16 protein-coding genes are annotated in these 18,129 nt (G+C 62.9%); 4 read left to right on the top strand and 12 right to left on the bottom strand.

Annotated elements, in window-relative coordinates; translation table 11 throughout:
• Positions 1-5 precede the first annotated feature (5 nt).
• From OOZ63_RS17685 to OOZ63_RS17675, 3 genes are all read right to left on the bottom strand, one after another.
• Positions 6-1,313, bottom strand: coding sequence for an MBL fold metallo-hydrolase (locus OOZ63_RS17685; RefSeq protein WP_266006911.1), 1,308 nt, complete (start codon positions 1,311-1,313; stop codon positions 6-8).
• On the bottom strand, positions 1,310-3,244 hold the full coding sequence (locus OOZ63_RS17680; protein ID WP_266006910.1) for a hypothetical protein: 1,935 nt from the start codon (positions 3,242-3,244) through the stop codon (positions 1,310-1,312). The genes OOZ63_RS17685 and OOZ63_RS17680 overlap by 4 nt, the downstream gene beginning before the upstream one ends.
• A 101-nt stretch (positions 3,245-3,345) precedes the next feature.
• Positions 3,346-4,377: a patatin-like phospholipase family protein gene (locus tag OOZ63_RS17675; protein ID WP_266006909.1), complete on the bottom strand. Its 1,032-nt coding sequence runs from the start codon at positions 4,375-4,377 to the stop codon at positions 3,346-3,348.
• Between the two features lie 163 nt (positions 4,378-4,540).
• Here OOZ63_RS17675 and OOZ63_RS17670 point away from each other — a divergent pair, with 163 nt between their 5' ends.
• The 4 genes from OOZ63_RS17670 to OOZ63_RS17650 all read left to right on the top strand — a co-directional run bounded on the left by OOZ63_RS17670 (position 4,541) and on the right by OOZ63_RS17650 (position 8,143).
• Positions 4,541-5,518, top strand: coding sequence for a hypothetical protein (locus OOZ63_RS17670; protein WP_266006908.1), 978 nt, complete (start codon positions 4,541-4,543; stop codon positions 5,516-5,518).
• Positions 5,519-5,532: 14 nt separating this feature from the next.
• A complete protein-coding gene (locus OOZ63_RS17665) occupies positions 5,533-5,970 on the top strand; it encodes a hypothetical protein (protein WP_266006907.1) in 438 nt (145 codons plus the stop codon).
• Positions 5,971-6,470: 500 nt separating this feature from the next.
• Positions 6,471-6,770, top strand: coding sequence for a helix-turn-helix domain-containing protein (locus OOZ63_RS17655; protein ID WP_266006906.1), 300 nt, complete (start codon positions 6,471-6,473; stop codon positions 6,768-6,770).
• Entirely contained in the window at positions 6,767-8,143 is a 1,377-nt protein-coding gene (locus OOZ63_RS17650) for a HipA domain-containing protein (protein ID WP_266006905.1), read from the top strand. The genes OOZ63_RS17655 and OOZ63_RS17650 overlap by 4 nt, the downstream gene beginning before the upstream one ends.
• Before the next feature lie 163 nt (positions 8,144-8,306).
• On the opposite strand, the gene OOZ63_RS17645 is transcribed toward OOZ63_RS17650, so the two are convergent.
• From OOZ63_RS17645 to OOZ63_RS17605, 9 genes are all read right to left on the bottom strand, one after another.
• Positions 8,307-8,492 carry a hypothetical protein gene (locus OOZ63_RS17645; RefSeq protein WP_266006904.1) on the bottom strand — a complete coding sequence of 62 codons (186 nt, stop codon included), beginning with the start codon at positions 8,490-8,492 and terminating at the stop codon, positions 8,307-8,309.
• Positions 8,493-8,799: 307 nt separating this feature from the next.
• The gene (locus tag OOZ63_RS17640) at positions 8,800-9,168 is read right to left on the bottom strand and encodes a DUF1428 domain-containing protein (RefSeq protein ID WP_266006903.1); all 369 of its coding nucleotides are present in this window, start codon (positions 9,166-9,168) and stop codon (positions 8,800-8,802) included.
• Positions 9,169-9,554: 386 nt separating this feature from the next.
• The gene (locus OOZ63_RS17635) at positions 9,555-10,190 is read right to left on the bottom strand and encodes a hypothetical protein (RefSeq protein WP_266006902.1); all 636 of its coding nucleotides are present in this window, start codon (positions 10,188-10,190) and stop codon (positions 9,555-9,557) included.
• A 456-nt stretch (positions 10,191-10,646) separates the two neighbouring features.
• Positions 10,647-11,633: a relaxase/mobilization nuclease domain-containing protein gene (locus OOZ63_RS17630; RefSeq protein WP_266006901.1), complete on the bottom strand. Its 987-nt coding sequence runs from the start codon at positions 11,631-11,633 to the stop codon at positions 10,647-10,649.
• A gap of 1,500 nt (positions 11,634-13,133) precedes the next feature.
• On the bottom strand, positions 13,134-13,775 hold the full coding sequence (locus OOZ63_RS17625; protein WP_266006900.1) for a hypothetical protein: 642 nt from the start codon (positions 13,773-13,775) through the stop codon (positions 13,134-13,136).
• 35 nt (positions 13,776-13,810) lie between these two features.
• Positions 13,811-15,604: a hypothetical protein gene (locus OOZ63_RS17620; RefSeq protein WP_266006899.1), complete on the bottom strand. Its 1,794-nt coding sequence runs from the start codon at positions 15,602-15,604 to the stop codon at positions 13,811-13,813.
• A gap of 59 nt (positions 15,605-15,663) precedes the next feature.
• Positions 15,664-16,704 (bottom strand): TolB family protein, encoded by a 1,041-nt coding sequence (locus OOZ63_RS17615; protein WP_266006898.1) that lies wholly within the window; start codon positions 16,702-16,704, stop codon positions 15,664-15,666.
• A 9-nt stretch (positions 16,705-16,713) separates the two neighbouring features.
• A complete protein-coding gene (locus OOZ63_RS17610) occupies positions 16,714-17,061 on the bottom strand; it encodes a hypothetical protein (protein ID WP_266006897.1) in 348 nt (115 codons plus the stop codon).
• Between the two features lie 408 nt (positions 17,062-17,469).
• Entirely contained in the window at positions 17,470-18,099 is a 630-nt protein-coding gene (locus OOZ63_RS17605) for a hypothetical protein (protein ID WP_266006896.1), read from the bottom strand.
• Between the last annotated feature and the right edge of the window lie 30 nt (positions 18,100-18,129).

Raw genomic sequence — 18,129 nt, 5'->3', positions numbered from 1 at the left:
GGTCGCTAACCTAAAGGAATCGTCACCAGCTTGAACAGCCCCTGCGCCGGCACGTCCTCTGTCGTGTGAAAGTGGGTGCCGTCCCGCAGGGTCTGCACCAGCGAGCGTCGAGGGACCTCAGTTCGCTTCTCTTCCGAGCCGTGCTTGTGCGGCATGGTCGACAGCACCGATGTCATGCGAGCCTTCTTGCTCGGCCCACCCTTCTTCTTGAAAGCCTTCCAAAGCGACTTCGGTGTGGCATTCAGACTTCCGTGGTGGCCGACCTTGTAGAGATCCACATCAGCCAGCATCGCCTGAACATTCGGCTGGCTTAGCGCATAAGACCAGTTCTCAATCTGCGCATCGCCGGGGAACAACAGACGCTTGCCACCCACCTCAAGCAGCAAGATGAGGCTGGTGTTGTTCATCGCCTTGTCCAACATCGTCACGATGCTCAGAACCTGATCACCACGGGCAGCCATCACGCGCTTGGCCGCCCACCGAGATTCAAGGGGGAGCTTGCCTTTCTTGGCACGTACGAAGTCTGCGGCGAATGGCCCGTCCGTCCCCGTCGCCAAGGTGTTTGCTGTGGCCACCCCACGCGCATGAAAGTGCCAGAACTCCTCGTCGTCCGTCGAGCGCTGCTTCTGGATGGACGGCGCCTGCTCAACCGTCGGAGGCCCCAGCACGTGGGTCTTTACACCAGGCAGCACTGACCTCAGAGGATCCGCCATGCCGAAATGGGCGTAGACAGCCTTGCCGCTGCGACCCATGTGCGCGAGGTTCTCCACCGCAGACAAGTTCTTGGTGTTGTCGCGTCCGAGGAACTCCAGGCGTTTGGCCATCCCATCGGGCAGGTTTTTCGGCTGATTGATGGCCAGCTGCGTAACCTGCTCAGACAGGTCGTTCATGGCGCTGAGCGCAGCGACGGCACGCCGACTGCCCGTCCCGAGCGCCACCTTTGCCTTCGGTGCACGGGCCTTGGGGTCAAGACTCAAATCCTCGGTCCAGGGCTGCAGAACAACCGTCGGCTTGAGCGAGCGAATGATGTCGCCCGTTCCCTTGCCACCCGCCTTGGTTGCGAATCCGCTGATGTGGTCGGCGTGGCGATGGGTGGCCACCACGGCATCCAGGCGCCCGCCACACCGTTGCTTGATGTCTTGCGCGACCTGCATCATCACGTCCTCGCCGTCTTCCTCTCGCAGACCCATCGAGCCGAAGTCGATCAGCACATGGCGATTGCGGTCGGGATAGACGAACTGCAAGAGAAAACAGTCACCAAACCCGACCTGGTAGGCGTAAAGGTTGAGCTGCGTGGGTGTCTTGGTACTCATGAGCGGCCTCCGTTGGCAGCGGTTGCAGCGGTTGCATCGGCCGCAGCGGTCCTCGCCGCAGGAGTCTTCTTGGTGGGCCCTGCCCGCCCTTGGGCCTTGGGCTTGTGAGTGCCCAGCACAGGTGGGCAGGACCCGCAGGCGGCACGCAGCCGGTGCAGGTGAGCGAACGCGTTGCCTGACTCGGGTTCGTCAAGCGGCGATCCGTACAGCTGACTCAGCCGCCGGTGCTGCCAGGCGCCGTCATCAAGCGGGCGGGCGATGTGAAACTTGAGCTGCCCGTACTGGTCGAACACCAAGGTTGCGGCTCCGTACACCGTCAGCGAGGTGTTGGAGTCGATGCCCTGCGGTCGCTCCTTCACACCGCACACCGTCTGCAGCTCGGCCCCGTAGATGTTGGCGCGGCTCACGTACTCGCAGATCGTCTCGCGCAGCAGGAAGCCCTCCGGTCCGATGCGGATGCTGGGACGAACCGAGGTCACGCGGGTGTAGGCCCGGTCGCTGACCTTCAAGGCCTTGCGGTTCTCCCAGACAAAGCGGAACACCTCCTCGGGGTCTCGAAGCATCGATTCGAAGTTGGTGCGACGGTACTGGATCGGTGCCTCGGGCGAGAAGGGCAACCAGCATCCTTGTGCGTCGGTTTTCTGCGCAGGCGGATCTATCCCATAGGAGCGGAAAACCTCAAGAACGGTTTCTCGGTATCGGTACCGCTTGTCGTCCGGCGCGATTTCCGCGTCGATCGTCAGCAGCGCAGCCAGGAAGTCGCTGAACTCCAGGTCCAGGGGCGGACAGTAGTCCAGCGCCCGGATCACCATGGTGAGCAGGTGATCTGCCACCTTGGCGCCTTCTGCGGCGACCTCGTTGAGGTTGTAGTAATCGTCACCAAAGGTCCCCAGCTCCTTGATGCGGCCAACCCAGATCGCAACCAGGGTGCGCATGACCGCCGCCACCAAGATCTCTCCCCGAGTGTGCGCCTGCTGGTAGTACTCGTGCTTGAGGAGCTCACGCGACGGTTCAATCTCAACCGAGCGACGCAGCGCATTGGCGCGCATCCCTCCAATGGCCTGGCCAAATTCCTCGGCCAAACCCAGCAGCGCACTTCGGGAGAGCTCCGTGGCGGTCAGTGCCTTGCGGTGAATGAGCTTGCGCTGCCCACGGGTGACCACCGCCCTGGCGCCCTTGGACTTCGTCAACGCCAGCTCGACCACCTTGCGCAGCGAGAAGACCGAGAGCAGTGCGACGACATCAGAGAACCCCTCGTGAAACGCCGCCTGGTCTGGCCCGGACAGGCTCATGAACCCCTCACGCAGGCCGTCCAGGACAGCATGGGTCGTCTCGTGCACCACGATGTCGTGGGACAGGCAGGTGAACACGTAGCCAGGCTGTTTCTCGGTCTTGGCCGCGCGCGAACCGACCTTGGCGGCCTTGGCGGTCTTGGACTCGGACTTGAAGTACCCAAACATCAGCCCCCGATCGTCCCGAGAGTAAAAGGCGTTGGCGTCGATGAACGCATGCGGAGCAATATGCAACTGGTGCCCTTCAAAGCCCCAGCGAACACGCCGGCCCAGCGCGTGCTCGAAGCGCGCCAGCGTCCGCATCACCAGGGCGTACACGTTTTGGCTGTGGAAGGCCGGATTGGCCAGCAGCGCCTCTTCCACCTCAGCTCGCTGCGGGCTCTCAGGGGGCGGCAAAGACGCTTGGAATGGATCCACCAGATGACCGGCTGCGTCTTCGCTGTAGCTGTGCGCCTTGTAAAGCACACCCGCCTCACCGTCGTAGTCCACCACCTTGACGCGGTAGCCCGTCGGCCCCAGTGACAAACGCTCGGCAGGCACCTCCACCGAGTCAAACACCCGCTCACCGTGATCCCCTCGGACACCGGGATCCTGGGCCAACACCAAGAAAGACTGCTTACCCACTGGGATCATCAACATGCTCCGCGGCCCGTCATGCCATTCCCGCCACTGCGGGAGCCCAACGAGCCAATTGGATTGAAAGAACCACCTATTGCCTTGGCAGTGACCGGCGCTGCGCCCTAGGCGATCCGCAGGAGTTCCGGTGCGTACTGGGTGAGCCTGGACTCGACGAGGGCGCCGCCATGGCGCTGCAGCAGCTCCATTTCGTCCTTGCTGAGCCGCTTCAGATTGGTACCGATGGCGGACGCAAACGTGGCATCACTGGCTGAAGCTGCACCGACCCTGCTGTCGATGGAAAACCAAAGCGGCTTGGGCCCCCTGCCTGCCATGTGTCGGTGCTGCATCCGGTCGAACTGCAGGCCGCGGATCTGCTCCATCATGATGTCCAGCGCCGCTTTGAGCACGACGGCGCCTGACTCTGTGGGCTCGGCCGTGTTGGCAAAGGGCTTGCCACCATCGCTCGTGATCAAGTAGCTCAGATTGTTGTGATCGACGCGGAGTCCGGGATTGACGCCCAGGTTGTCGTAAACGCCACCATCGGTCAGCGTCACATAGCCTACCGCCTGTGCCGGCGGGTAGACGTCAGGGTCCAGGCGAAGCGGCCCAAAGACCGGCGGAAATGCCGACGAGGCCGCCACGGCGCGGCTGATGGGGAAATTGGACGCCTGCACGACGCCCAGTTCGTGCTCGCCCATTTCAGCCTTGGCATGTGCGCCGCCGCCGGCGACGAAGAAGAACATATTCCCCGTCGCCAAGTTGGTGGCGTTCAGATAGATCCGCGGGCCGGACTCCAGGGCTTCGAGCTTCTGACCACCAAAAAGGTCGCGGTCATAAGTCTCAGCGAGCTTGTCCAGACGGCTCTCAAAGGGGTCTAGGATGCCGCCCAGCACCGAACCCACAGCGATCGACTTGGTGCTGAGGTAGGTCTCCAACATGGAGAGCGCCCTGTCGAGACCTTGGCTCCAGTTGATGGCCAAGGTGGCGCCGGCGATGCTGCCGCCACTCACGCAGCTCAGCAGGTCGACAGCTTGAAGCAACTTGAGCTGGTGCAGCTTGCGAAACATGCCCAGGTGAAAGGCAGCTGCTCTGAAGCCCCCACCTGACAAGGCCAGTCCGATCCGACGCGACTGCCCCTCAATGATCACTGCCATGAGCCCTCCCCGGTGCCGTCTTCAATAACCAGCGTCTTGTGCGCTCTTGGGCATTACAGCAATGGCGGCTGGAGTTGGCAAGTTGATCGAAGCTTGAAGACCACTCCTTGAGGAGAGGACCTCGGTGCAACGACGGCACCCGAAGCTGAGCACGCTGCGCCCGTTGCCCTGGCTCTGCGAGCACTCCCGTAGAAGTGCGGATGCCAATTTACTGCCGGGGCAGGAAGATGCAGCGCAAGAAGTCAATCAAAAGGGGAGTGTCATGAAGCATTGGATTTCCTTGCTCGCAGCGCTGCTGCTGTGCGGCTGCGCAAACTTCGAAGTCGTTTCTGAGTTCGGCACCGGAACCGTCAAGCTCACCAAGACCGTTCGCACCGAGCTCCAGCAGGTGAGCAAGATGTGCTTGGAGCAGGCTGAGATCCGTATCGTGGTCACCAGCTCGCCGACGGACCAACCGATCGAGGACTGCAAGCGCAAAGAAGCTGCGCTGGTCGAGTTCCAGAAAGTCACGCTGGATACCTTGGAGCTTTATGGCACGACATTGGGCGCCATGGCCGAAGACAAGGCCTTTGACCTGAGCGACTCGATCAGCGCCACCGGAGACAAGCTCGCCAAGCTCAAGGACAAGGATGGCGAGAAGCTCTTGAACGAGGCCAAGGTCGGGGCAGTTGCCAAGGTGATTTCCGTGCTTGCCGACGTCGTCGCCCAGCGCAAACGTGAGGAAGGCATTCGACGCCTGGTGGCCGTTGGGCCGGATCTGCAGGCCTCTGGAGAGGTGCTGCGCGAGTTCTTCGACGGCAAGTCGCTGGGTTACGACGCACTCCTCAAAGAGATCAGCACCATGTCCGCACAGAGCCTGAACCGCGTGACAAGCCCCTTGGCGCGCAGCACGGAGCCTTTCCGAGCCAAGGAGCTGGAGCGCCAGATCACGCGCAGCCAGGAGGCGATCAAGAAGCGGCAAGGCCTTGCGGCGTCATCGGTAGCTGGCCAGCTCCTCGCGTCCTTGAACGCCTGGATCGAAGCCATTCCGGAGTTCCAGCGCGATGCGCTCAAACCAAAGCCCCAAGACCTCTGGAAGCGGCTCAAGAACCTGCGCAAACGCATCGGCGAAGCCAGTGATGCGGTCGAGAACGCCTTTTGAGCAGGAGCAGCGTCATGGCGACAGCACAAACCAACACACTCCCGACCGCCAAGGCCGGAGATTTGATCGATAAGCAAGGCCTGGCAGCGACGCACGCCTGGCTCTTGGAGTTGTCCAACTCGCTCAACGAACCCATTGCCAAAGCGACAGATCTCGCGACAGCCAATGAGTTGGGGCAACTGCAAAACAGCCTGAACTCCCTGGCGTCCGATCTGACGGTTCAATCCATCACGCTGTTGACGGGCGAGGCCAAGATCTCGGCGGAGCACATCAATGCGGCGTCCAAAGCTGCCAAGTCCGTCATCGATGAGATCGTGGATATCAAGGCCAGGATCGCCAAGATTGGCGCGGTGATCAGCTTTGTTGGAATTGTCCTGACCGGCAGCGGCACAGCCATCCTCAAGGCGGCACACACGCTCAAAGACGCTCTCGAGAAGCCCGCCAACACCTGAGAATCGGCTGGTTCAGGCCTCAGCGCCCCCGCTGCGGGCCTACCGCGTCGGCTGGGGCTAGGACTGGATCGACATCGAACGAAATTCTGCCGATCAGGTCTCGGAGTCTGCCCTTGAAGCGCTACCCGAATGTCTGCTGGATTGGTGGCGATGCGCCCTGCGTGCAGAAAGACCCAAGGCGCTGACCAAGCGCGGTCGGTACGACTTGCTCATCCTTGACGACATATCACTCGGCCTCGAGGAGCAAGCCGAAACCAGCGTGCTGTTCAAACTGATCGCCAAACGGAACGGCATGCGGCAATGCATTCATCAATTTGGGCATGCCTTGATAGGCAGTGTTTCGGACTTTAAGTTATGGGACCAAAAAAATGTAGACAATGCACGATATTTCGGAATTTAATTAATTAGGCCGTGTGAATTTGCAGTTGTGGCATGATTTCGGAGTTCAAGAAATCTTGCCTTCAGAATCCACTGGAGGTTGTCGTCCAGGGAATTCCGAAATGACTTCCAGCCTCAACGTCTCGCCTGGGCTTGTGCGCATCAACGACGCCAGCACCCTAGGCCCGGCTATCCGCGCCCGTCGCCGGGCGCAGTTGCTGCGCATCGACGATGCAGCCTCATTGAGCGGCGTCTCCGTCGACCTGCTCTCTCGCCTGGAGAACGGCAAAGGCTCCGTGCGACTGGACAAGCTGCTGACGGTGTTGGACAGCCTTGGGCTCGCACTCGTGCTCGGACCCAAGGATCATCCGACGATGCAGTCTGTCTCGCGTGCCGGCACCGGACGTCCGGAGCAGACATGAACTCGGCCAAAGAGCCTGCGCCGCATGCACTCAACCTCTGGGCGGATGACCAGAAGGTGGCGACGCTCGGCTACGAGCCCTTGAACGACCGCTGGTCCCTGGTCTACGACACGGACTGGGTCGCAACCCCCGGGGCGTTTCCACTATCTCCCGCCCTGCCCTTGCAGCCACCGGCCACCGGCTATGCCGTCGGCGCGGTGAAGCGCTTCGTGGAAAACTTGCTGCCCGAAGGCCGCGCGCTCGACATCGCGGCAACGACCTACCGCGTATCGAAGTCCAATATCTACGCGCTCATCAGCGCACTGGGGACCGAGACCACGGGGGCGTTCCGGTTCTGGCGTTCGGATGAAGTGCCGCCCGCCGTCGCCGCGAAGCCGCCGCGCGAGGTGGCCCGCGAGGAACTGGACCACCGAATCGCCGAGCGCGACGAGATGCCCCTGGCCGTCTGGGATGGCAAGGTCCGCATGTCCATCGCGGGCGTGCAGGACAAGTTGATGGTCTACCTGGACCGCCCTTTGGGCGACGGTGGGCGGCTGTTCCTGGTCGAGCCGCCGTTGGCATCGACGCACATCCTCAAGCCCGACCCTGCGCGTCATCTGACGCCACATTTGGTCGTCAACGAACACTTTTGCATGTCCTTGGCTCGGCGCATGAAGCTGCCCGTCGCGCAGGTCAGCATCTATCGCACACCGAGGCCGGTCCTCGTCGTCCGCCGCTTCGACCGAGTCGTCGTGCAGGGGGGCGGCCAAGGCGCCAACGCGCCCACCGTGCAGCGCCTGCACATCATCGACGCGGCCCAAGCATCGGACCTGCCCGAGAGCTACAAGTACGAGCGCAATCTTGGGAGCGGCGAGCATGTCCGCAATATCCGGGACGGCGTGAGTTTCGAGATGCTGTTTGCGCGCGTCGAGCAGACCGTCAACAAGGCCGTGGCGCGCATGACCCTGTTGCGATGGGCCTTGTTCCAGTTTCTGATCGGCAACAGCGACGCTCACGGAAAGAACTTCTCATTCTTCGTGCGGCGCGAGGGGCTCGATCCGGCGCCTTGGTACGACCTCGTCAGTGTGGTGCAGTACCCAGGCATAAACCATGAGTTGGCCATGGCCTGGGGCGATGCGTTTTCGCTCAACGATGTGCGGGCATTTCAGCTGGCCGACTTTGCACAGCGATGCGGAGTCGACAAAAACCTGCTCAAACGCGAGGCTACGCGGCTGGCCAAGCTGGCGGTGGAACACGCACCGGCGCAGGCCCTGGCAGACGACTACATCGAAGACGCAGAGCGCGCCTTCGCAGGCCAACTCCGTGACTTCGTCGTCGCACAGGCGTCCCGACTGACCCAACTCACTGGCGAAGCAGCAAGGATAAAGCCCTAGTTTCTGTGACGTTTGGCAACTCGCCGCCAACTGTTGCTCCAGGAGCGATCAGTCCACCAATTCAAATGCGACGCCTCACCAACCAATAAGTGCGGTTGCAGATCAGCGTTCACAGGCATCACGGGAAGCCGGAGAACTCGTGCGACCAGGTCAGCGGCTATGGTCATGACGCGCCCCGCTGACGGCCAGAATCTCCCCTTTTGAACAGGTCGGCCACGACGCCAATAGCCTTTGGCGCATCCAAGGCCCCCAACGCGCGCGAAATAGCTGGCAGATAAAGGGGAACAACTGCAGCAGCGGCCAGGGTGTCAAGAACTTTGGCTGATGACTTTTTGGGAAGCGTGAGCATGGAGGCATGTGACTACTACAGCCGCGCCGAACCCGGACGGGGACCTCTGATGCGTCACAGTCTCATCAGCACTCTCTTGCCGTTGAGCGCCATGGGACGTCGCCCGAGATGGGTTTGAAATCCTGCCCGGCCTGCATTGAAATGATGCCAGGCACCCGCTCAAACGCTGCCCGGAATCGCCTGAGAGCCACCTCATCGGGCGCCCTGCAAGCTGTCCAGGAGCCACCCCGCCTGCGGCCCGTTAGTTCGTGCCAGACGCCCGCCCTGAGGGGCTGCCTGCCCAGGCTCGGCGTCGCCCCCCAACCGCTCAAGCCTTCACTTCAACCACCTGCTCGAAGCCGCCGAAGATCATGCGCTTGCCGTCGAAGGGCATGGGCGAATTGCCGGGTGTTGACGGATCCATGCGCGGGTCGTCCATCATCTTCTTCATGCCTGCGTCGCGCGTGGCCTTATCCGGCCATTCGACCCACGAAAAGGCAACCGTCTCCTCGGCCGTGGCCTGGACTGCGCGGCGGAAATCGGTAACTTTGCCGTCCGGGACGTCATCGCCCCAACCTTCGATCACACGGATCGCGCCCAGTTCGAGGAACAACGGGTCGAGCTGGCGCGCATGCTCGATGAACTTCTGCTTGTTGGCGGTGGGGACCGCGATCACGAAACCGTCGATGTAGGACATGTCTTCACTCCTGTTGAGTTGGCCGCTCGACGCGCCCGCCAGTGGGCACCCCGTATCCCTCGACGAACGACGACAAGCCAAATCGACAAGTCATGCCCGGCGGGATGGCTGCGACGCGAGCGTAAACGCTTTGGCCTGGCAAGTCACACAGGAGCAAGACGAGGACCGCCTGTCAACAATGCCCTGCCCGCCAGCTGAGCGCTGGTGCACCCGTTGGCGAATATCACTGACAGAAACGTCTGGGCAAGCCGGCTGTGCCGGCACGACGACCTCGCAGGCGCCTTTGCAAACTCAGGCTTTGGCAGTGGCTTGCAAGTCGACTTGGCCGGCGACCGCGGCCGCTGCGCTCATTGCCCCAGCGCGCCGTCATAGGCAATGCCTGGCCGTCACTTCAGCAGCTGCGCTGCGCCACCGGCAAGGCATTCAGCAATTGAGGGTTGCGAAGGCTTCGATGCCGAAATCAAAGGCGCGGCTGCGGTGAGGTGCCGCTGCACCGCCTCTGAAAGCTCGGCGATGGTGGCTTCGCAGGCGAGCGGGTCGGGCAAAGAGGCCTGGTGCATGGCCCGCATGAGCGCTTGCAAGTCCCTAGACATCACCGCAAGCATGGCGGTGGACTGCACAAGTGCGACCCAATTCTCCCGCTGGTCACGGGGTAACGGGACAGGAAGCTCCCCATCCATCAGCCGCGCAAGATAGAGCCCGCGAGACAGCCCGGCCGCCCGAGCTGCGCATGTCAACCCTTCGGCATGGCGGGCAGACATTCGAAAATTCAAACTCCTGAAGCTGCCCTGCGCCCGAGCCGCCCCCCCGGCGACAGCCTGCACTTGGCCGCCAATAGAGCGCCCCAGCAACCGTTCGGCGAGGACCGATCTCACCAGGGTGGATACCGGCACATGCATGGAGTGCGCGATAGCACTCAGCGCCCGGCCATGCCCGGGTACTGAAATGGCTACGGGCTCGACCCAATCCGTCGGGCACGGCGCATCGCCAGTTGCGTGGGAGATCGTCTCCATGATCGTCACTATGCACCGGCCTCGGTGCTGGGCGCGCGATGACTTTTTGCCAAAAAACCATCGCCGTAAATCAATGACGACGCCATGGGTAAGGCGAGCGCAACAGGCCCGCGAACGCGTCGCGATGTCGCACAACAGGGTTCTGGCCGCAGCGCCCCGGTGGCCATGCCGGGATATGCAGGGCGCAATTCAAGATTCTAGGAATCGAGTCAACATCCTCGAGATGCGCAAACAGCCACGCCACTGCATGCGAAGTCGTGCCGTTACCGGTTCAAAGGTCACAGAACCGGGCCGCAAAGTGTGCAGTTGAAGGCGCTGCACACTTCGCTCACCTCAAGCTGGCCCGGGGACCACAGTGCGCCCCAAGCGCTGTGCGAGCCAGCATCGCGCCAATCCGCAGCATCCGGGCAATCCAAGCCATCGGCCCGAGCACCCTCACATGAACATGCAGCAGTGCGCTGTCGATCAGCGCTCGATCGCTGGGCCAGGCCGGTCTCTGGAGATGACCGGCTCAAGAGGGCGCACGGGCGCTGGCGCCTCACGCTGGGGTCGACGGCCATGTTCCTTAGCGAAAGTGGACTCCACAATAAAGCTGCTGATGCGCTGCGCCAGCTCGCGGTCGCAGGCCTGGTCCGAGTCTCTGAGTGCGGCCACGATATGAGCCCAGGCCTGTAGCGCCCCGACTCGGTTTCGCTGGTACGCGTCGCCAGATTTCATCGGCTCGGGGGCATTGCGCAGCAGTCCGGCGTCGCTTGCCCTACGTTGCCATAGTTGCTCAGATCGGCGCGCCTCCCCTCTCGTGGACTGGCGAGTGGCCTCGGCCTCAACCCCATGGCTACGCAGCAGCTGCGCGAAGGTCTCGCGCCAGCGGTGTATGTCCGTCCTCCCAGGATGCAGGCGCAAGCCACTCTTGGACTCGGCCCGCACGGTCAGGTGCACATGCGGGTTCGCCTGATGCTCGTGCAGCACCATCACATAGAAGTGGTCCTTCAGCTCGATCCGGCCAAACTCCCGTGCGGCCTTCAGGACAAGCTGTGGGTCTGTTCCGCGTGGCATCGACAGTGTCAGATTAAAGGCTTCCCTGCGAGGGCTGATCTCATCGATCAGCGAGCCACCAAAGCGCCATTGCTGGGCGAGGTCGTGGAGCGCTTGCTCGTCCTGCTGGACCACGCCGCGGTCGTCTTCGAAGGCAAGCCGCCCGTTCTTGCTGATGTAGCGCAGGTGGGCTGTGATGGCGCCCATGCCGCGCCCGCCACCGGCGACCTTGACAATGACCTGCGGTGCTCGCCGCATCACTGTGGCCTCGATGCGCCGACGGATCACCGCGGCCTGGCGGCGGACCAGGGTATTCAAGCGCGGTTGCGGGAGCGCCTTGACCATGCGGTTGCCTGGGTAGAACAAGCGCTCGCCCCATTGAACCAGCACGCCGTCAACTGTTGCGCCGGAGCTCACGTCAGCCCTCCTTGGCGCCGCGAAACAAGATCGGCTGCAACTTGCCGCTGCGACGGTGTCAGCGATGCCATCAACTGCGCCGCAACTGCGAGATGCCGATTCAAGGAATTGGACAGCTCAGCAACTGCGGCGTCGCACGCAGCCTTCTCTGGCGAAGAGCTCTGGCGCATGGCTCGCATCAAGGCATGCAAGTCGCCGGACCTGGCAGCGAGCTCGGCTGTGGACCGTACAAGCGCAAGCCGGTTCTCGCGTTGATCAGGTGTCACAGAGGCAGCAGGCACTCCCTCAATGAGCCGGGCCACGTAGTTCCCCCTGGTCAACGCAGCCGAACGCGCTTCGCAGGCCAGCTCCGCGGCATGGCGAGTCGGCATGCGCACACTCACCCTGGTGATTGCGTCGTCCGACGGGGCCGCATCATCACCCGCAGCCTGCTCCAGGCCGGCAACACAACGTGCCTCCAGCCACTCAGTGAGGACTGCACTTGCCAGGGTGGTCAATGGCACTTGCAGGGACTGCGCGACCACACTCAACGCTGGACCGTGGCCGCGAAGCCTGACCCACACGCACTCGTGCCGAGTCGTCGAACGAGCGGCATCATCAGCAGCGTGGCGGGTCCTGCTCACTTTGGCCATGATCGCCAATATGCAACCGAATCAGCGCAGAGTGAGCGATGATTTTTGGGCCAAAAACCATCGCCATTCACTATCCGAAATGCAAGCCACCAGCGCTGCGCGAGCAGCGCCCCCGGGGGCAAGCCCCCGCGCTCCAGAAGCGATTGATCCCATGGGTTGCAGCAGCGCGAGCACCTGAGCGTGCGGCCCCCGGTGCTGAGCCACGAGCTTCGTGTGCCCGCAAACGACGAAGCTCAAGCGCCGGGACTGGCCCCGCAGGACTGGGTGGTGACGCTGCGCCGCCTACGCAATCAAGGCAACGAATTGCGCCTGCTGGTGCAGACCGCCATCTCGGCCGATCCGGTCCGCGGCCCGCGCCGCATGCGACGTCAAAACCCCTCGCTCGACGATGCGTTGTGCCGCCTGTACGGACTGCGCATCACCTGCGCCGGATCGATACGGTGCCGCCCAACGCACCGACGCATAAGCTCTTGCAGATCGACAGCAGCGAGCCCATCGCCTGCGGCGCCAACGGCCGTCTGCGCAGCCACTCTGCCGAGCCCTGCACGGCTGCCGCGGCAGTCGATCGCATGCGACGACAACGATCTGCGCCAGGCGGCGTTGCCAGGCCTGGTCGGTCGGTCGGGACTGCAAATCGGGCCTTGGATTTTGCCCAGAGCGTCGGTCACCACGCCGCCTTGCCGACAAGCTTTGCGGCCCGCACCCAGGACCTCGGGTCACGCAAAAACAGCCCCTCAGTCCCCGGTAGCAACGCAGTGGAAGAGCGTGTGCCATCAAACAAGGCACAGCAGCGGCTCAATCCCTGCAGCCGCCTGTTCGACTACTACTGGCGCCCGCCTGTCACGCGAGCCCCCTCACTGCTCCTGTTTCAACTCGCGACCGAACTCGATCGCAGCGCTGTCTGACGCCGGCGCCGCAGCGCAGGCACAAATGCACCCGCCAGTGCCACGGCCACCAAGGCATAGGACTGCGGCTCGGACACCGTGGCGCAACTGCCCTGCCCCACGGCGATACAGGCCCGGCCGTAGCTGACATCGGCCAGGCTGAGCCCTTCACGCCCCACCAGATTGATCTCGAAGTCCGGACTGTTGCCAAAGCTCAGAAACGAGACACCGTCGTTCAGACCGTTGAAGCTCAGCGTCATCAAGGTGAAGGCGTCGTCCGTCTGGTCGCCAGCCAGAACATCGTCGTCGCCCTCCAGCGAGAACGCCGTCACGCCGAAGTCCATCGGCGGCACCGAAGCTTCAGCACTGAACCACGGGCCACCGAGCCCTGCGCCCAGCGTGTAGCCGGTGAAGCCGACGATCGCCGGGTTGTATTTGATGTTCAGATCAAACGCCGAGACGATCTGCCCGCCCAGGCCGCTGATGTTGACATCCACCAGATACGGGCCGCCCACGGCCACACTCATGCTCGACGGCGAAAAGCTGACAACGGGTGCTGCCTGCGCCGCCGAGCCCGCGAACAAGGCGGCAGCGGCAAGCCCTAGGCTGAGTAGTTTGTTTTTCATGACTGACCTCTTGGTTTGGAACGGGAGACTGCCCATCAGGGCGCGCACTGCGGCTTGCTGCACTTCATCACGCACAGCCGCACGTCGTTGATGGTGATCTTGTTGTCGCCATTGGCGTCGCGCGCATCGCCCGCCGCCGGGGTCTGCCCGATGCTGCTGCGAATCGCGTTGACATCACTGATGTCGATGGCGCCGTTTTGGTCGATATCGCAGCTCAAATTGTTGCTGTTGACGGTCAGGTCATAAAGCACCGGAGAGTCACCGTCGGTGTTGGCATTGAGTCGCGCCTGAATCTGGATGTAGCGCCCACTGGCGGCGAACTGGACGTTCTTGCCGACCGGCTGATATGCCAGCAAAGACAAGCCAGCCACGGAGTCCGCGCTGCGGATCTGCACGCCGATGGACGCACCGGTAGGCACCAGATCGGCCCAGTTGACCTTGCCCCAAGCTGTCCCGGCCGCACCGCCATCGAATACCGCAGTCCAAGTGCCGGTGTTGTTGGTGATGTTGCGGGCTGCAAAGCCGGCCGCGTCGCTGTAGGTGTAGGGCTCATTGCCGATCGGGAAGACGCCCAAAGGCGTGCCGTCGCTGCCACGGTACTTGGAGATATTGGCCGTGGTGCGGTGGATCAACCAGACATCGTTATTCGCATCGACCGCCACGCCGCGAACTTCGCCGGTCCCACCCTGCGCGGGCCGCTGCCACAGCACGGCGCCGTCGGGGGCGAACTTGGTCACGCCGCCCGAGGAGTAGTTGCCGGCGATGACGTTGCCGCTGCCGTCGACGGCCACGCCCAGTGCCCCGTGGCTGGCACCAGCGGGCGTATCGAAGCTGTTGGTGGCAGGGTTGAACCGGGCAAATGGCCGGCCGTTGGCGCCGCTGTAAGTCGCCAGGTAGACGCGGTCATTGCCCAGCGCAATGCCGTAATTCGACATGCTGAATGAGAAGGTCGCCACGCTGGATGGGTTGCTTGTATCCAGCCTGCCCAGTCTGGAGCCCAGATCTGCGCTCCACAGAATGCCGTTGCGATCGACCAGGCAGCCATAAGGCGTCAGCCCGATGCTGTGCGGACCGCTGACGGTGCTGCCGTCGGACGAGGCCACCTTGTAGTAGGTGCCGTCATTGAACAAGCCCACCCATAGATTGCCGTCCGGCGCGATGCAAAGCGAGCGCCCGAGCGCACCGTTGCGCAAGGGGGCTGCAATGCCATCGGGTACGCGACGTGCCCAAGCAATGCGCTCGTCTTGCAGTTCGGCGGCGTCGATGTAGCCGTTGCCATTGGTGTCGGCCATCGGCAGGATTTCGGCGCCGGCGATGATGCCGTTGTTGTTCAGATCGTTCGAGGTGTCGATGGAGCCATTGCCATTGCGATCAATCCCACCCTCGGCCAGTATCTTGATCAGCACGGCCGACTTGCCGTCGAAATGCCGATTCAGCACATAGGCATTGCCCTGGATGTCGACCGCCGTGCGCGACGGAGCAGGCCCGGCATAGGCATTGCCCAGATGCGAGACGAAGCCGGCCTGGCCCGACGGACCGAAGCCGGTCCGGTAGCGCGCGACCTCCTTGTTGTTGTTGGTGTCGATCTTCGACACCGTGTCCTCGCCGGCGTTGGCAATCCACAGCACCGGGAAGGTGGTGCCCACGCGGTTGAGCTGAAGCTGATTGTTGTTGGGCGCATCGTGGTTCACGCCGTCCAAGGCACCAAGATCAAAGTCGGTGTCGGTGGTGTAGGTTTTGGTCGCAGCCGATAGCGCCAAGGGAAGCAGCAGCATGGCGGCCGCAAGCAGGCTTTGCATGGCCTGCGGGAAACGGACTTGTTGTGTCATCACGGTCTCCTGATGGTTGTTCTGGCGCAATGAATGAGTGGACTTTCGCCGGCATCAACTCAGCGAGCCTGGGCTACGCGGGACGCTGCAGCCCGCGGGCGCACCTGGGGCAGCATGTCCTGCCCGATGCCGTGCGTCAGGCGATCGACGCTACCCCCTTGCAACGAGACGCTGTAGATGGAGGTACGCACCTCGCGGGTGCTGGCAAAGTAGATGCGTTGCCCATCGACGGACCATTCCGGCGACATATCGTCCAGCTTCGAGTCGCTCAGCAGGCGCGGCTTCGTGCCATCGGCGTTCATGACCCACAGCCGGGTCACCCCCTCGCCGCCGGCATTGCTGAGAAACGCCAAGTGACGGCCATCGGGGGAGAAACGCGGGGCCGAGTTGAAGGACTTGTTGTCGGTCAGCGCACGCCTGTCGCTGCCATCCAGCGCGATCGAGAAGATCTCGGCGACGCTGTTTTGCCGGGTGGTGAACAGCACACGCAGTCCATCGGGTGTGAACTGAGGCTGGCTGTCATCGCGGCCTGGCGAGCGCGTCAAGTTGCGTGCCTCACTGCCGTCAGCGTTCATGACCCACAGATCGCGCCGGTTCTCATTGCGCATGAAGGCGATGCGCTTGCCGTCCGGCGACCAGACCGGTTCCACGTCGTCTTCGGCATACTCGGTCAGGCGCTGCTGGTTCTTTCCGTCAGCATCCATGCGGTAGATGTTCTGGTTGCCGTCCCGGTGACTGACGAACACCAGTTGACGACCATCCGGCGACCAGCGCGGACTGTCGTTCAAATGATTGCCTTGGGTCAGTTGTCGATGGCTGCCACTGAGCATGTCGTGAACAAACACGTGCGCATAAGGCCCGGCCGCTGCGACATAAGCGACCTGTCGGCCATCGGGAGACCAGCGCGCATCAAACACCGCTGACGGCTGCGCGCCTCGCATCTTCTCGACATCCTGCCCTTGCTCGCGCAGGTGATAGAGCTCGGCAGCCCCGTTGCGGCTGCTGATCACCAGCAATTCGTCCGACACCGTAGCGGCCGAGGCCGCACCCGCCCCCGCACCCAACACCGCGAGTAGCGACATGAACCGTTGCAGCTTCATGGCTGGACCTCACTGGGCAAAGTTGACCGTGGCCTGAGCCAGGGCGCGACCACCGGTGTCGGCGACCGTGACCCGGTAGCTGCCGGGCTGAGAAGCGACCAGGCGGTAGCTCAACTGCCCATTGCCGTCGACCACAGCGCTGTAGCCGGCCGTCTGTCCGCCAGGCGCGGCAACGAAGACCGTCACCGCCGCGCCAGCCGGCAAGCCGTGGCCTTTGAGCACCGCAGGCTCCGCGGTCTTCAGCACTGAGGGGCCGGAGAGACTGGCCGTGGTCGAGGCCGTGGAGGGGGCCTGGGCATAGGCGCCCAGGCTCAAACACAGGAGGCCCGAGGCCAGGCCGAGAATCCATTGGGACATGTTTGGCTCCTTCGCTTGTCTGGGCGATATGCGCCCGCCGCGTGGAGCCAATACTTTCACCAGAAGCCTTCGCCGGCAACTGCCGAAATGGCAAAACCCGACATCGAATCCCCCGCGTTCGGGGGGATATTCACGCCGCTCCCCCTAGGAGCGCAGCATGAATGCAATGCGTTATCAATTCCCCCGGCACTGGGGTCGGAAACGACGGGGCAACGCGTCCTAAAGACGGTGAGATCTGAGCCTGTTGCAGCGCCGGATGACGTGAGACTTCTAGACCAACCGGATTGATACGTGCATCCGAGGTCTGGCTACAGCCGAGTCACTGCACGGTCCAACAAACGCAAGCCACCGCCTGCCGTTTCCCGGCGGGCGGTGGGCACTATGGGTCTGTGTCAGTCCTACGCCATTTCAAATGGAGGCGGCGCCTGTCTGGCGCCGGCGCCGCAGCGCAGGCACAAAAGCACCCGCCAGGGCCACGGCCACCAAGGCATAGGACTGCGGCTCGGACACCGTGGCGCAACTGCCCTGCCCCACGGCGATACAGGCCCGGCCATAGCTGACATCGGCCAGGCTGAGCCCTTCACGCCCCACCAGATTGATCTCGAAGTCCGGACTGTTGCCAAAGCTCAGAAACGAGACACCGTCGTTCAGACCGTTGAAGCTCAGCGTCATCAAGGTGAAGGCGTCGTCCGTCTGGTCGCCGGCCAGAATGTCATCGTCGCCCTCCAGCGAGAACGCCGTCACGCCGAAGTCCATCGGCGGCACCGAAGCTTCAGCACTGAACCACGGGCCACCGAGCCCTGCACCCAGCGTGTAGCCGGTGAAGCCGATGATCCCCGGGTTGTATTTGATGTTCAGATCAAACGCCGAGACGATCTGCCCGCCCAGGCCGCTGATGTTGACATCCACCAGATACGGGCCGCCCACGGCCACACTCAGGCTCGACGGCGAGAAGCTGACAACCGGTGCTGCCTGCGCCGCCGAGCCCGCGAACAAGGCGGCAGCGGCAAGCCCCAGGCTGAGTAGTTTGTTTTTCATGACTGACCTCTTGGTTTGGAACGGGAGAAT

The sequence above is a fragment of the Paucibacter sp. PLA-PC-4 genome (genome assembly GCF_026241155.1).
Taxonomy (GTDB): domain Bacteria; phylum Pseudomonadota; class Gammaproteobacteria; order Burkholderiales; family Burkholderiaceae_C; genus Roseateles_E.
Note: the sequence above shows the minus strand (reverse complement) of the source record. Positions and strands in the feature narration are given on the sequence as shown.